Source organism: Arthrobacter sp. E1SS-5, assembly GCF_057073715.1.
In genome coordinates, this window is sequence record NZ_CP172703.1 from 2,539,633 (window position 1) to 2,555,042 (window position 15,410).

At 67.6% G+C, this 15,410-nt stretch carries 10 protein-coding genes and 1 riboswitch; of the genes, 3 read left to right on the top strand and 7 right to left on the bottom strand.

Going from position 1 to position 15,410, the window contains the following annotated elements; genetic code table 11:
• Positions 1-68: 68 nt before the first annotated feature.
• Entirely contained in the window at positions 69-1,151 is a 1,083-nt protein-coding gene (locus tag ACIGJD_RS11835) for an amidohydrolase family protein (RefSeq protein WP_483686359.1), read from the bottom strand.
• A gap of 80 nt (positions 1,152-1,231) precedes the next feature.
• Positions 1,232-1,339: riboswitch (TPP riboswitch) on the top strand.
• Between ACIGJD_RS11835 and thiC the strand changes: the two genes are divergently transcribed.
• Positions 1,335-3,161 carry a phosphomethylpyrimidine synthase ThiC gene (gene thiC, locus ACIGJD_RS11840; protein ID WP_483686360.1) on the top strand — a complete coding sequence of 609 codons (1,827 nt, stop codon included), beginning with the start codon at positions 1,335-1,337 and terminating at the stop codon, positions 3,159-3,161. It overlaps the preceding riboswitch by 5 nt.
• A 34-nt stretch (positions 3,162-3,195) precedes the next feature.
• Here thiC and ACIGJD_RS11845 read toward each other — a convergent pair whose 3' ends face one another.
• Positions 3,196-3,930, bottom strand: coding sequence for an alpha/beta hydrolase (locus ACIGJD_RS11845; RefSeq protein ID WP_483686361.1), 735 nt, complete (start codon positions 3,928-3,930; stop codon positions 3,196-3,198).
• 103 nt (positions 3,931-4,033) lie between these two features.
• Positions 4,034-5,617 carry a signal recognition particle protein gene (ffh, locus tag ACIGJD_RS11850; RefSeq protein ID WP_483686362.1) on the bottom strand — a complete coding sequence of 528 codons (1,584 nt, stop codon included), beginning with the start codon at positions 5,615-5,617 and terminating at the stop codon, positions 4,034-4,036.
• 84 nt (positions 5,618-5,701) lie between these two features.
• Between ffh and ACIGJD_RS11855 the strand changes: the two genes are divergently transcribed.
• On the top strand, positions 5,702-7,105 hold the full coding sequence (locus ACIGJD_RS11855) for a glucose-6-phosphate dehydrogenase (RefSeq protein WP_483686363.1): 1,404 nt from the start codon (positions 5,702-5,704) through the stop codon (positions 7,103-7,105).
• Positions 7,106-7,228: 123 nt separating this feature from the next.
• Here ACIGJD_RS11855 and ACIGJD_RS11860 read toward each other — a convergent pair whose 3' ends face one another.
• A complete protein-coding gene (locus ACIGJD_RS11860) occupies positions 7,229-7,567 on the bottom strand; it encodes a P-II family nitrogen regulator (RefSeq protein ID WP_159631736.1) in 339 nt (112 codons plus the stop codon).
• Positions 7,564-8,916, bottom strand: a complete 1,353-nt coding sequence (locus tag ACIGJD_RS11865) for an ammonium transporter (protein ID WP_483686364.1) — start codon at positions 8,914-8,916, stop codon at positions 7,564-7,566. Before ACIGJD_RS11865 ends, ACIGJD_RS11860 begins: the two co-directional genes overlap by 4 nt.
• Before the next feature lie 226 nt (positions 8,917-9,142).
• Between ACIGJD_RS11865 and ACIGJD_RS11870 the strand changes: the two genes are divergently transcribed.
• The gene (locus ACIGJD_RS11870; RefSeq protein WP_483686365.1) at positions 9,143-10,384 is read left to right on the top strand and encodes an MFS transporter; all 1,242 of its coding nucleotides are present in this window, start codon (positions 9,143-9,145) and stop codon (positions 10,382-10,384) included.
• A gap of 57 nt (positions 10,385-10,441) precedes the next feature.
• Here the strand turns inward: ACIGJD_RS11870 and ftsY are convergent, their stop codons facing one another.
• Both ftsY and smc read right to left on the bottom strand, forming a co-directional pair.
• Positions 10,442-11,647: a signal recognition particle-docking protein FtsY gene (gene ftsY, locus ACIGJD_RS11875; protein ID WP_483686366.1), complete on the bottom strand. Its 1,206-nt coding sequence runs from the start codon at positions 11,645-11,647 to the stop codon at positions 10,442-10,444.
• Positions 11,648-11,734: 87 nt separating this feature from the next.
• Entirely contained in the window at positions 11,735-15,337 is a 3,603-nt protein-coding gene (gene smc, locus ACIGJD_RS11880; RefSeq protein WP_483686367.1) for a chromosome segregation protein SMC, read from the bottom strand.
• Between the last annotated feature and the right edge of the window lie 73 nt (positions 15,338-15,410).

Genomic DNA, 15,410 nt, shown 5'->3' on the forward strand with positions numbered 1-15,410 from the left:
TGGCGGCCTGTCACATAGTAAAATTACTTGAAGCTTCAATTTATTCCAAGTTTCCCGGGCTCTTCCAGTCAGCGGACGATGCGGCCGCCCAGCACCACGTGTTCCAGGTCCCTGATGGTTTCCGGTGCGGCCCGCGGGTCCTCCCGGCACACCACGACGTCGGCCCGTGCCCCTTCTGCCAAGCCGTCCGCCCCCAGCCAGGCGCGGGCTGCCCAGCAGGCGGCATCCAGTGCTGCTGCCATCGGCAGCCCGGCCTGGTGCAGTGCCAGGATCTCGTCAGCGATCCTGCCGTGGCGGATCGTGCTGCCCGCGTCAGTTCCGGCGAAGATCCGCACCCCCGCGGCATGCGCCTCCGCCACCCGTTCCAGCCTGCGTTCCCACAGGGCGCGCATATGTGCGGCGTACCGGGGGAACTTGGGGTCCGCCTGTGCAGCGATGTCCGGAAAGGTTGCGATGTTGATAAGGGTGGGCACGATTGGCACCCCCTGCTCGGCGAACCGGGGCAGGTGGCGGGGCAGCAGGCCCGTGGCATGTTCAATGCAGTCGATGCCGGCGTCCAGCATCTGATCGAGGGTGTCCTCGGCGAAGCAGTGCGCCGTCACCCGGGCACCTTCCTCATGGGCTGCCTGGACGGCGTCACGCACGACGGCGGCAGGAAAGGAAGGCGCCAGGTCGCCGGCGCTGCGGTCAATCCAGTCACCCATCAGCTTGACCCAGCCGTCGCCGTGGCGGGCCTGCTTGCGGACCGCCTCCACAAGGCCTTCCGGCTCCACCTCCTCAGCGAAGCCGCGCAAATAGCGGCGCGTCCGCGCCACATGGCGCCCGGCACGGATCAGCACGGGATAGTCCCGGCCGCCCTGCATCCAGCGGGTGTCGGCCGGCGATCCGGCGTCGCGGACCAGCAGGGTTCCTGCGTTGAGGTCGGCCAGGGCCTGGTTTTCAGCTGTTGCGGCGTCAACGGGGCCGCCTGGGCCGAGCCCGATGTGGCAGTGGGCGTCAACGAACCCGGGCAGTACCCAGCCGTCAAGGACCCTGCCGGGCTCCGTCCCAGGCGGGGTGAAGGTGAGGGTCCCGTCCACGGACCAAAGCCCGTACCTGACGCTGTCCGGTCCGGTCAGGACGGGTCCGCTGAATTCAATGACTTCCGGCATCAGGACTTCCTTTCGCTGCCCGGACAGGCTAGCACCGGGAAATGTGACAAGGCAGTTCCAGGGGCCTGTGGTAGCTTCGTTCCTGACCACACGGGTGCCCCTGCAGGGGCTGAGATCGGGCTGATGCAGCCTGCGACCGTTGAACCTGTCCGGGTAATGCCGGCGAAGGAAGTGAGTATTCCCTTGAGTACACAAAACACCCAGTTGAACCCTGCCCTCCTGCCGTCCGCCGGCGAGCCCGGCGACGCAGCGGAATATCCGGTGACCCAATCCCTGAAGTCCCACTCGCTCGCCTATGTCGAGGACGAAAAAGCGGGAATCCGGGTGCCGGTGACGGAAATTGCCTTGGAGCCGTCACCCAACGGCCAGGCGAACCCGCCGTTCCGGACCTACCGGACCGCAGGGCCGGGCAGCGACCCCGTGCGCGGCCTGGCACCCTTCCGCTCAGAATGGATTGCGGGGCGCGGGGACACCGAGCCCTACAGCGGCCGGGAGCGCAACCTGCTCGACGACGGCCGCTCGGCTGTGCGCCGGGGTGCCGCCTCCGCGGAGTGGAAGGGTGCCCAGCCGGTGCCCCGCCGCGCCGTCGACGGCCGCACAGTGACGCAGATGCACTATGCGCGGCAGGGCATCATCACCCAGGAAATGCGCTTCGTGGCGCTGCGCGAAAACTGCGACGTGGAGCTGGTGCGCAGTGAGCTCGCGGCGGGCCGGGCGATCATCCCCAGCAACATCAACCATCCGGAATCCGAGCCGATGATCATCGGCAAGGCCTTCGTGGTGAAGATCAACGCCAACATCGGCAACTCCGCAGTAACCAGCTCCATCGCGGAGGAGGTGGACAAGCTGCAGTGGGCCACCCAGTGGGGTGCCGACACAGTGATGGATTTGTCCACCGGCGACGACATCCACACCACGCGGGAGTGGATCATCCGCAACTCCCCCGTACCGATCGGCACCGTGCCCATCTACCAGGCGCTGGAAAAGGTCAACGGCGAGGCCAACGCCCTGACGTGGGAAATCTTCCGGGACACCGTGATCGAGCAGTGTGAACAGGGTGTGGACTACATGACCATCCACGCCGGGGTGCTGCTGCGCTACGTCCCGCTGACAGCCAACCGGGTAACGGGCATCGTCTCCCGCGGCGGCTCGATCATGGCGGGATGGTGCCTGGCCCACCACCAGGAGAACTTCCTGTACACCCACTTCGATGAGCTGTGCGGGATCTTCGCGAAGTACGACGTCGCCTTTTCCCTGGGGGACGGTTTGCGCCCGGGCTCGACGGCGGACGCCAACGACGCGGCCCAGTTCGCGGAGCTGGACACGCTCGCCGAACTAACGCAGCGCGCCTGGAAGTACGACGTGCAGGTGATGGTGGAAGGCCCGGGCCACGTGCCGTTCCATCTGGTTCGGGAAAACGTCGAGCGCCAGCAGGAGCTGTGCAAGGGCGCGCCGTTCTACACCCTGGGGCCGCTGGTGACTGACGTTGCCCCTGGCTATGACCACATCACCTCGGCCATCGGTGCCACCGAGATTGCCCGGTACGGGACCGCCATGCTCTGCTATGTCACCCCGAAGGAGCACCTGGGCCTGCCGAACAAGGACGATGTAAAGACCGGCGTGATCACCTACAAGATTGCGGCGCACGCGGCGGACCTCGCCAAGGGCCACCCCGGCGCCCACGAACGGGACGACGCGCTGTCCAAGGCCCGCTTCGAGTTCCGCTGGCGCGACCAGTTTGCCCTGTCGCTGGACCCTGTCACCGCCGAGGCCTTCCACGACGAGACCCTGCCGGCGGAACCCGCCAAGACGGCGCACTTCTGTTCCATGTGCGGGCCGAAGTTCTGTTCGATGCGGATCAGCCAGGACATCCGGGACGAATTCGGCTCAGCGGAGGCCCAGGCTGCGGTCGCCGGCGTGGCGTCGGGGATGCGGGCGAAAAGTGAGGAGTTCCTGGCTGCGGGCGGCAAGGTCTACCTGCCCGAACTGCGGGTGCCCGCGGAAAGCTGACCGGCTGCAGCGCTGGATGCCAGCCGCGCCCGGCTCAGGAAGCCCGGGCCGGCTGGCTCCGGCCGACCTGCCGGATGAACTGGCGGATGGCCTGGTCCCCTTCCGGGGAGTCCTGGGGCCGGTGCCCTCCCGCTGCGACGTGGTGCAGGGCGCCGGTCTCCCGGAGGTATCCGGCAATTTCCTCATAGAGTGGTTCCCAGCCGCCGGTCAGGACCAGCGTGGGCACGCCGGGAACGATGTGCAGCGGTGCCTCCCACGAAGGCGACTGGAGCCGGAGCCTGCGGGCGGACCGCTTCTCCTCCATGGTGGCAGGCTGCTGGAGGTCCGTGGCGTAGACCCGGCGGACGAATTCGCGCTGGAAGTCTTCGTCGCTGAGTTGGTGGCGCACGTCGAAGAGGGGCTGCATCAGGCTGATGTGGGCGGCCGTGGCCGGCAGTTCCGCGGTCAGCGAGAGGCACGCCGGTTCCACCAGGGTCAATGAAAAGACCAGGTCGGGACGTTCCACCGCGGCCATCATGGCGGCGATGGCCCCCTGGGAATGCGCCACCACGTGGCCGCCCGCGGCGCCGCGCCCGTCGTCCGCCAAGGACCGCAGGATAATGGCGGTGTCTTCGGCGAACGAGGACTCCACCGGATCCGCGACGGCATCGTAGCCGTGCCGGCGCAGGAACAGCGCGTCATAGGACAGTGCCATGCCGTGCTGGCGCGGCCACGCGGCGGCGCCGAAGTTTCCGGCGCCGTGCACGAACACTACCCTCTGCTTGAACATGTCCCAACCCTATTCCACGCTGCCGGCATCCCCACCGAAAAGCGCCAGGTGTCGTCTTGAGCGATCAAAACGACACCTGGCGCTGCACGATGGTGGTGAACTGCTACTTGCCCAGGAACTTGTCGAAGCCCTTGGGGAGGTTCAGCTGGGACGGGTCGAAGTCGCCACCCTGCTGGCCGAAGGCGGCTCCGGTGGGCAGTGCCTTGGCAGCATTGGCGCGCCGGGCTTCGGCTTCCTTGCGCTCCTGCGCAGCCTTGGCCGGGTTGCCGGACTTGGCCTTCTTCTTGGGCGCGTTCTTGGCGTTCTTCCGCGCACCGCCGCCGGCTCCGGGCAGGCCGGGCATCCCTGGCATTCCCGGCATTCCACCCTGGGCCATCTTCTTCATCATCTTCTGGGCCTGCGCAAACCGTTCCAGCAGGCCGTTGACCTCGGACACGTGGACGCCGGAACCACGGGCGATGCGGGCGCGGCGCGAACCGTTGATGATCTTCGGGGCAAGCCGCTCGTGCGGGGTCATGGACCGGACAATCGCCTCGACACGGTCGATCTCCCGCTCGTCGAACTGCTCCAGCTGCTGCCGGATGTTCTGCGCGCCCGGCATCATCATGAGCATCTTCTTCATGGAGCCCATGTTGCGGATCTGCTGCATCTGGGCCAGGAAGTCCTCAAGGGTGAAGTCTTCCTGGTCGGCGAACTTCTTCGCCATCCGGGCGGCTTCATCCTTGTCCCAGGCCTTCTCAGCCTGTTCGATGAGCGTGAGGATGTCGCCCATGTCCAGGATGCGCGAGGCCATCCGGTCCGGGTGGAAGAGCTCGAAATCGTCCAGCCCTTCACCCGTGGAGGCGAACATGACGGGCTTGCCCGTCACTGACGAAACGGAAAGCGCGGCACCGCCGCGGGCATCGCCGTCGAGCTTGGACAGCACGATGCCGGTGAAGTTGACGCCTTCATCGAAGGCGAGGGCCGTGTTCACGGCGTCCTGGCCGATCATGGAGTCGACCACGAAGAGGACTTCGTTGGGGACGATGGCGCGGCGGATCTGGCGGGCCTGTTCCATCATGTCCGCGTCCACACCAAGGCGGCCGGCGGTGTCGACGATGACGACGTCGTGCAGCTTCTGGCGTGCTTCCTCGACGCCGGCCCGGGCGACGGCGACCGGGTCGCCGGCGGGCTGGTCCAGTTCCTGGGAGGTGGCGCCGGGGTGCGGTGCGAAAACCGGCACGTTGGCGCGCTGGCCCACCACCTGCAGCTGCGTGACGGCGTTGGGGCGCTGGAGGTCGCAGGCCACCAGCATGGGGCTGTGGCCCTGGGCCTTCAGCCACTTGGACAGCTTGCCCGCGAGGGTGGTCTTGCCCGCACCCTGAAGGCCGGCAAGCATGATGATGGTGGGGCCGTTCTTGGCCAGCCGGATGCGCCGGGTCTCGCCGCCAAGGATCTCCTGGAGTTCCTCGTTGACGATCTTGACAATCTGCTGGCTGGGGTTCAGCGCGGCAGAGACCTCGGCGCCCAGGGCGCGTTCGCGGACCCGGCCGGTGAATTCGCGGACCACCGGTACGGCGACGTCGGCGTCCAGGAGGGCACGGCGGATCTCGCGGACGGTGGCATCAACATCGGCCTCCGTAAGGCGGCCCTTGCCGCGGAGATTCTTGAAGGTTGCTGTCAACCGGTCAGAGAGTGAATTGAACACGCGCCGTGAACTTCTTTCAGGAGATGATCGGGACTCGACTATCTAGGGTATCAAGTCAGACACCTAAGGTGGCATGCTGGCCAAATGACGAGCCAAACAACTGTCAAGACCCTGCTAATCCTCGGCGCCTCGGGCGACCTCACCGGCCGCCTCCTCCTGCCGGGCCTGGCGCGGCTTGTTGCCGCAGGCCGGGCCGCTGGCCTCAGCCTGGTGGGGGCCGGTTCTGACCCATGGACGCCCGAACAGTGGCGAGAGCGGGTCCAGTCATCGTTTGCGGCGGCAGCCGGGGCAGCGGATGAGCCGGGCAAGGAAGCCCTGGACCTGCTGCAGAAGGAGACGGTGTACCACCAGGTGGATGTGACGGCCAAGGGCGCGCTGGCTGCCCTGCTGAAAACCCTTGAAGGCCCGGTGGCCGTCTACTTCGCACTGCCACCCCGCATCAGCCAGCTGGCATGCGAGACCCTGCAGCCTGGCGAAGTTGCAGCCGGCACGCGCCTGGTGATGGAGAAGCCTTTTGGCTCCAGTGAGGAGTCCGCCCGCTCCCTCAACCAGACGTTGGCGCGCCTCGTCCCGGAGGACCACATCCACCGGGTGGACCACTTCCTGGGCAAGGCCACAGTCCTCAACATCCTGGGCCTGCGGTTCGCAAACAACTTCCTGGAGCCGGTGTGGAACCGGCAGCACGTGGAAAAGGTGGAAATCTTCTTCGACGAGGACCTGGCCCTGGAGGGGCGCGCCCGCTACTACGACGGCGCCGGCGCCCTCCGGGACATGATCCAGAGCCACCTCCTGCAGGTCATGGCCGTGATGGCCATCGAGCCTCCGGCCACCATCGGCGAGCGCGACCTGCGCGACGCAGTGTCCACCGTCCTTCGCGCCAGCAGCGTCAGCGCACCCTTCACCGATTCAACACGCAGGGCCCGTTATACGGCCGGCACCGTGGCAGGCAAAGAGGTTCCCGACTACGCCAGGGAGGAAGGTGTGGACGCCAGCCGGGAAACGGAGACGCTCGCCGAAATCCAGGTGGGCATCGACAACTGGCGCTGGCGCGGCGTTCCGTTCATCCTGCGCTCGGGCAAGGCCCTGGGCGACAAGCGCAAGGAGGCCGTGGTCACCTTCCTTCCGGTACCCCACCTCCCCCAGGGCTTCACCGGGGTGGACTCCCCCAACCAGCTGCGGATCGGTTTTGGCCCGGACACGCTGGAGTTCGACGTCGACGTCAACGGTCCAGGAAACATCTTCAGCCTGGGCCGGGTCACCCTGGAAGCGGAACTGAGTGCCTCCGACCTGCTGCCCTACGGTGAGGTGCTGGAAGGCGTACTGTCCGGTGACCCGCTGTTGTCAGTGCGGGGTGACACGGCGGAGGACTGCTGGCGGATTGTTGAGCCCGTGCTCAAGGCATGGGCGCAGGGGGAAGTACCCCTGGAGGAGTACGACGCCGGCTCGGCGGGCCCGGCCTCCTGGCCCACCAACCGGCAACAGGACTGAGCGGTCCACGGCAACGTGGGCGTGACAATTTAAACGTCAGCAGGACGGGCGGGACCTTCCGGTTCCCGCCCGTCCTGCTGATTTTCCAGTTACTGCTGTCCGCTGGGGCCGCAGTGCTCCGCCCTAGATGGCGGCCACCCCGCGTTCCCCTGTGCGGACCCGCACTGCCTCATGGACGTCCATGGTCCAGACCTTGCCGTCCCCGGCCCTGCCGGTGTTGGAGCTGGCAATGATCACGTCAAGGATGTCATCGGCCTGTTCGTCCGTGGCCAGGACTTCCACCCGGATCTTGGGCAACAGGTCCACGTTGTATTCCGCCCCGCGGTACACCTCGGTGTAGCCCCGCTGCCGGCCGTAGCCGCTGGCCGCGCTGACCGTGAGGCCCTGGACGCCGTAGGCTTCCAGCCCTTCCCTGATGGCTTCGAGCTTTTCCGGCCTGACGATTGCGGTGATCAGTTTCATGCCCCCACGCTTTCCTTACCTGTTGCTGACTGTGCCTTCTGCGCTTCCAATGCCTGCGCGGCTTCAGGGGATACGCCCTTGCCGGTGATCAGGTCGTGCAGCGGCTGGAAGCTTCCGCCGTGGCCGCTGAGGCCGAACTCGTAGGCAGTCTCGGCGTGCAGGCTGAGGTCCACACCCACCGTTTCCTGTTCCTGCGAGACGCGGAAGCCCATGGTCTTGTGGATCGCCAGGGCGATGATGGTGGTCAGGATCGCGGAGTAGGCGATGGCGATGCCGGCTGCCGCGAGCTGTGCCCAGAGCTGCGCCAGTCCGCCGCCGTAGAAGAGGCCGCCGCCAACACCGTCGGTGGGCAGTGCGATGAAGCCCAGGGCAACGGTGCCGATGATGCCGGAGACAAGGTGTACGCCCACGACGTCGAGCGAGTCATCGAAGCCCCAGCGGAATTTCAGCCCGACTGCCAGGGCGGAGGCCACGCCGGCCACGACGCCCAGGCCCAGGGCACCCACGGGGCTGACGTTGGCGCAGGCCGGAGTGATGGCAACCAGGCCCGCAACCACACCGGATGCGGCGCCGAGCGAGGTGGGGTGTCCGTCGCGGATGCGCTCGGTGACAAGCCAGCCGAGCATGGCGGCTGCCGGGGCGGCGAGGGTGTTGACCCAGATCAGGCCGCCCTGTTCGGCAGTGGTGGCTGCGCCGCCGTTGAAGCCGAACCAGCCGAACCAGAGGATGGCCGCGCCAAGCATGACGAACGGGATGTTGTGCGGACGGTGGTTGGGGTCCTTGCCGAAGCCCTTGCGGTTGCCGATGATCAGGACCAGGATGAGCGCGGCCACGCCGGCGTTGATGTGGACCACAGTGCCGCCGGCGAAGTCGATGGCGGGGCCGAGGGCCTTGCCGATGGCGCCTTCGGGGCCGAAGAGGCCGCCGCCCCACACCATGTAGGCAAGCGGGCAGTACACCAGGGTGACCCAAACCGGGACGAACACGGACCAGGCGCCGAACTTGGCACGGTCTGCGATGGCGCCGCTGATCAGTGCCACCGTGATGATGGCGAACGTTGCGGCGTAGCCCACCTTGATCAGGCCGTCGGGGGTGTTGATGCCCTCAAGGCCGAACGTGGCGAAGGGGTTGCCGACGATCTCCATGAACCCTTCCCCGGAGCTCATGGAGGCGCCCCACAGGACCCAGACAACGCCCACCATGCCGATGGAGATGAAACTCATCATCATCATGTTCAGGGCTGCTTTGGCGCGGGTCATGCCGCCGTAGAAGAATGCCAGACCGGGTGTCATGAACAGCACAAGGGCTGCCGCCACCATGACCCAAACGTGACCTGCGGTAAGTTCCATGGTGCACGTCCTCTCTCATCGAATCTTGCGGAAAAGCTCCGCCTGCCAACGCCTTTAGCGTCCTGTAAAGAGTGTGTGGGTGGCGTGTTTCGCCCGCAGAGGATTTAGATTGCCGGCCTGTTACAACAACCTCAAGGAAGTAAATGGTGCATATCCGCCTTGTTACGGTTATGTTTCCGCACCCGCGCAGCCACCCGGCTCCCTTTCCAGCAAGGACTTGCACAGCATGACGGCACCACCCCGCGCCAGCAGCGCCACCTCAAGGTTTTGGGCCCGGCTGCGGCCGCAGCGGGAGAAGCTCCCCCGCGACATCAAGGTGATGCTGGCCGCGGCCTTCCTCATAGCGCTTGGATTCGGGCTTGTTGCGCCCGTATTGCCGCAGTTCGCCACAACCTTTGGGGTGGGCAACACGGAGGCCGCCGTCATTGTGGCGATCTTCGCGTTCATGCGCCTGGCCTTTGCTCCGGCCGGCGGTGCCCTGATTGGCAAGCGGGGAGAACGCCCAATCTACGTCGCGGGACTGTTGATTGTGGCACTGTCCACCGCCGCATGCGCGTTCGCCCAGGACTACTGGCAGTTGCTGCTGTTCCGCGGCCTTGGCGGGGCAGGCTCGGTGATGTTTACCGTGGCATCAATGGCCCTGGTGGTCCGGCTGGCGCCGCCCCAAAGCAGGGGAAGGGTCTCGGGCGCGTATGCCTCAGCGTTCCTGATCGGGAATGTGTGCGGGCCCATCGTGGGCGGACTCCTGGCCGGGCTGGGCCTGCGGGTGCCGTTCCTCGCCTACGCCGCGGCCCTGCTGGTTGCCGCGTTCGTGGTGCAGACCCAGCTCAGCCATCAGCGCAGGGACGGCGGAGACGCCCAGAAGCGGGCACCGGACATGCGCTTCGGCGAAGCATTGGGCGCAGGCACCTACCGTTCGGCGCTCGCCTCCAGTTTCGCCAACGGCTGGGCCACCTTTGGCGTGCGGATGGCAACGGTGCCGCTGTTCGCCGCGGCCGCTTTCGGAGCAGGCCCGCAGGCCGCCGGCCTGGCCTTGGCCGTGTTCGCTGCCGGCAACGCCGCCGCGCTCACTTTCTCGGGGCGCCTTGCGGACTCAGTGGGACGCAAGCCCATGATGATTGCGGGTTTGCTGGTGGCAGCCCTGGCAACCGCGGCGATCGGGATCGCCACCGACCTGTTCTGGTTCCTTGCAGCGTCGACGCTCGCCGGCATGGGATCCGGCCTCTTCGGCCCCGCCCAGCAGGCTGCCGTGGCAGATGTCATCGGCAACGGCCGCTCCGGCGGCAAGGTGCTGGCCATCTACCAGATGATGTCCGACGTCGGCGCGATCGTCGGGCCGGTCGTGGCAGGGCTGCTGGCGGACCGGCTGGGCTTCGGCTGGGCCTTCGGGGTGACCGGCGGCATCATGCTCCTGGCCGCCGTCGCCTGGCTCCCCACCCGCGAGACGCTTCGTACGGCCGGGTCGTAGCCTGCGGTGCAGGCCGGGGACCAGGCCAAATACGCAGTTAGCCGGTTCAGCAGTCAGCTAGTTGAGCAGGGCGTCGACGAAGCTCTCGGTGTCGAACGGGGCCAGGTCGTCGGCGCCTTCGCCCAGTCCGATGAGCTTGACGGGCACGCCCAGTGTTTTCTGGATGGCGACGACGATGCCGCCCTTGGCAGTCCCGTCCAGCTTGGTCAGGACGATGCCGGTGATGTTGACCACCTCGGAAAAGACCCGGGCCTGGTTCAGGCCGTTCTGGCCGGTGGTGGCGTCGAGGACCAGTAGGACCTCGTCCACTTCTGCCAGCTTCTCCACCACACGCTTGACCTTGCCCAGTTCGTCCATCAGGCCCACCTTGTTCTGCAGGCGTCCGGCAGTGTCGATCATGACTACGTCGACTTCCTGCTCGATGCCTGCCTTCACGGCCTCGTAGGCAACCGAGGCGGGGTCGGCGCCGTCGATGTCCGACTTCACGGTGGGGACGCCAACGCGCTGGCCCCACGTGGCCAGCTGCTCGGCGGCGGCGGCACGGAAGGTGTCCGCGGCACCGAGCAGGACGTCCTTGTCCTCGGCAACCAGCACGCGGGCCAGCTTGCCCACGGTGGTGGTCTTGCCTACGCCGTTCACGCCCACCACCATCATGACGGCGGGCTTCTCGGCATGGCGCTGGACGTTGAGGCTGCGGTCCATGGTGGGATCCACGAGCTTGATGAGTTCTTCGCGGAGCATGGTCTTGACGTGTTCCGGGGTACGGGTGCCCAGGACCTTGACCCGCTCCCGCAGGGCGTCCACGAGCTGCATGGTGGGTTCGGTTCCCAGGTCAGCCAGCAGGAGGGTTTCCTCCACCTCGTCCCAGACACTCTCGTCGATCCGGTCGCTGGACAGCAGCGCCAGCAGGCCCTTGCCCATGATGTTGTTGGAGCGGACCAGCCGTTCGCGCAGGCGGGTGAGGCGCCCTGCGACAGGGAGCGGTGTTTCGACGGGAATGGTTTCCAGTCCGGCCGCATTGTCCGGAACTGTTGTGGTGTCCAGGCCCTCGAGGTCGACGCCCGCGGGGCCCGTGCGTTCAATCGTTCCGTCACGGTCCGCCACCGCCGTGCTGCCGCCGGAGCGGATCTCGGGGTCGTTCGCGTCCCGGGTTCCGGGGTACCGGGTGATGTTCCTTCGCGTCTTGAGCAGGACCGGAATCAGCGCGCCGATGACCACCAGCGCAGCAAGAATGGACAGGACAATGGGAAGGATGTCATTCACTCCCCTAGCTTCTCACAAACGGCATGCCCCATTCCGGCGCCTGCCACGCAGTTGACCTGCCCCTTCGCACCGTTCCCCGGGCTGCTGCTACACCTCGGCGCCGAGGCGCTGGCTGATCACGGTGGAGACGCCGTCGCCCCTCATGGTTACGCCGTACAGCGCGTCCGCCACTTCCATGGTGCGCTTTTGGTGGGTGATGACGATGAGCTGGCTGGATTCCCGAAGTTCCTCGAAAATGGTGATCAGCCGGCCCAGGTTGGTGTCGTCCAGTGCCGCTTCAACCTCATCCATGACGTAGAACGGCGAGGGCCGGGCCTTGAAGATGGCCACCAGCAGCGCCACCGCGGTCAGGGACCGCTCGCCGCCGGAGAGCAGCGACAGCCGCTTGATCTTCTTGCCCGCGGGACGGGCCTCCACCTCGATGCCGGTGGTCAGCATGTCTGAGGGGTCGGTGAGGACCAGCCGGCCTTCGCCGCCGGGAAAAAGGCGGTCGAACACCCTGGTGAACTGCGCCTGGGTGTCCTCGAAGGCTTCGGCGAAGACGCGCTGGACGCGGTCGTCCACTTCCTTGATGATGTCCAGCAGGTCCCGGCGGCTGGCCTTGAGGTCCTCCAGCTGGGTGCTGAGGAATTGGTGCCTCTCCTCCAGCGCAGCGAATTCCTCAAGTGCCAGGGGGTTGACCTTGCCCAGGCTGGCCAGGTCCCGTTCCGCCTTCCGCAGCCGCTTCTCCTGTTCTTGCCGGACGTAGGGCTTTCCTTCCACGATCTCCTGCCCGCCGGCGTCAACGGGGGCGCGGAGGGCTGCCCACTTGTCACCGGTTTCCTCCGCGGGAACGGGAACGGGGACGTGCGGGCCGAACTCCTCCACCAGCGCCTCGGGGGTGATGCCCAGCTCGTCCACGGAGCGGGTCTCCACCGCCTCGATCCTGGCCCGCTGCTGGGTCCGGGCCAGCTCATCACGGTGCACATTGTCGGTGAGCTGGGCCAGGTCCCGGGCCAGGGCGTCGTTCGCCTCCCGGATGTCACGCAGTCCGCGGTCACGCAGCTCGCGGTTCTCCTCCGCCAGGTCCCGTTCGTGCCGGGCCAGGTCCACGGAGACATCCACGAAGCCGAGTGCCAGTTCCACGCCCGCGGAGACAGCGGCTGCCCGTTTGGCCTGGATCCGGCGGCGCCGGGCGCGCTCCGCGGCTTCCTCCCGGGCACGGCGCTCGGTGGCGGCCGCGCGTTCCAGCGATGCCACCCGGTTGCGGGTGGCAGCGAGCTGCTCCTCGGCACTGCGCAGGGACAGCCGTGCCTCAACTTCCGCTGCACGGGCGGCGGATGCGGCACGCGCCAGGGCATCGCGCTGTTCCGTTGAGGGTTCCTCTTCAACGGGTGCCTCCTGGGCTGCCGCCAGGCGGGCGGTGACGGCCGCGAGCGCTTCCTGCTCGGCAGCGACATTCTCTTCCGCCCGCGCCAGGGACGCGGCCATCCGTTCGCTCTCCCCCACGGCGCTGCGCAGGACGGAGTTCAGGTGGCCCAGGCGCTCAGCGACCGCGGCGAGGCGGGCATCGGACTCGTGCAGCTTGTCCAGGGCAGCGTCCGCTTCCTCCTGGGCACCTGCGCGCCGTGCCTCGGCGCCGGCCAGTGCGAACCTGTTCCGCTCCAGGTCCGCGGTGACCGCAGAAAGGCTGCGGCCGGCGTCGTCCACTGCCGCCTGCACCTCGAGCAGTGACGGTGCCTTTGCCGAACCGCCGGCCGCCGTCAACGCCGTGAAGACGTCCCCCTCAGGGGTGACCACCGTGAGTCCGGGCACTGAGTCCACCAGCGCGGCCGCGGCGTCGATGCCGGGGACGACGGCGGTTCCGGCCAGCAGGTGCCGGACCAGAGCCAGGTGCTCCGCGGGTCCGTCCACGAGGCCGGCAGCCCACTGCGCACCTTCGGGCAGCCGGACGGTGGGGCCCCCACCTTGGTGTCCGTCCCCCTGGTGGCCCGCCGCAGCCGAGGCGAGGAGCAGCGACGCGCGCCCGGCGTCGTCGTCCTTGAGCCGCTGCAGCACCCCAACGGCCGTGTCCTTGTCCTGGACCAGCACTGCCTCGGATGCCTGCCCGAGCGCGGCGGCAATGGCCGCTTCATAGCCGGCCTGAACGGTGATCGAGGCGGCAACGCTTCCCTGCACCCCCGAAAGGCCGGACTCCAGCACGTGCCGGGCGCCGTCCTTGCGGTCAAGGCCCAGCTTGAGGGCGTCGAGCCGGGCGGCCAGGGCATCCCGTTTGCGGACCCCTTCGTTGACGGCGGCCTTGAGGTCCGCGATCTCCTGGAGCACAGCGTCCAGGGCCTCGCTGGCAGCCTCATAGTCGGCGTCAAGGGATTCTTCCCCCTCCTCCACGCCCGCCACCTGGTTCTCCAGCGCCGTGAACTCGGCCTGGGCACGGGCGCGGCGTTCCGTTCCGGCGGTAAGGGATTCGCGCAGCCGTCCCAGTTCCGCCTGCGCGGACTCCACCCGGGACCTGGCGGCCGCCACCTGGCCGGCCAGCCGTGCCAGTCCTTCGCGGCGGTCGGCGGCAGCGCGGAGCTGGGCGGTGAGCCGCTGGTCCTCGGCCAGGGCCGCCTGCTCCGCTTCGGCCTTTGCGGCGCTGGCCGTCTCCAGGGCACTGCGCCTTGTGTCGATGTCCTGTTCAAGCTCGGCCAGCTCCTGCCGCACCCGGGCGGCCTGGCGTTCGAGCTGTTCGGGGTCCCGGCCTGGGGCGGGGGCGGCATCTTCGGAACCCAGCAGGCGGCTGCGTTCAGTGGCCAGCGAGCCGAGCGACCTCAGCCGCTCCCGGGCCGTGGAGAGCCGGTACCAGGTGTCACGGGCGGCGTTCAGTCGCGGTGTGGCCTCTGCCGCAAGTTGCTCCAGCCCTGCCTGCTGCCTGCGGCCCGCTTCGAGTTCCTGTTCGACGGCGGTCCGCCGGGCTTTGAGCGCGGCTTCGTCCGCCACGTCCTGCTCCAGTGCCAGCTGCAGTTGAACGAGGTCGTCGGCGAGCAGTCGGGCGCGGGCGTCCCTGACGTCGAACTGGACGCGCTGCGCGCGGCGGGCCACCTCCGCCTGCTTGCCCAGGGGCGTCAGCTGGCGCCGGATTTCCCCGGTGAGGTCGGTGAGGCGCTGGAGGTTGGCCTGCATGGCTTCCAGTTTCCGCACGGTGCGTTCCTTGCGCCGGCGGTGCTTGAGGATCCCGGCGGCCTCCTCGATGAAGCCGCGGCGGTCCTCGGGGGTGGCGTGCAGCACGCGGTCCAGCTGGCCCTGGCCCACGATGACATGCATCTCCCGGCCCAGCCCGGAGTCGGAGAGCAGTTCCTGGATATCCAGCAGCCGGCAGCCGGCACCGTTGATGGCGTACTCGGAGCCGCCCGTACGGAACAGCGTCCGCGAAATGGTGACTTCGCTGTATTCGATGGGCAGGGCGCCGTCGGTGTTGTCGATGGTGAGCGAAACGTGGGCCCGGCCCAGGGGCGGCCGTCCGGACGTCCCGGCGAAAATAACGTCCTCCATCTTGCCGCCGCGGAGGGTTTTGGCGCCTTGCTCGCCCATGACCCAGGCCAGGGCGTCCACCACGTTGGACTTCCCGGATCCGTTGGGACCCACCACGGCGGTGACGCCGGGTTCGAAGTCGAAGGTGGTGGCAGACGCAAAGGACTTGAACCCCCGGACGGTCAGGCTTTTGAGGTGCAAGGCTTTTCTGGTCTCCTGGAGCGGGTAGGGCATGATTGCGGGAACCGGCTCACTACAATCTACTGCGCAGGAC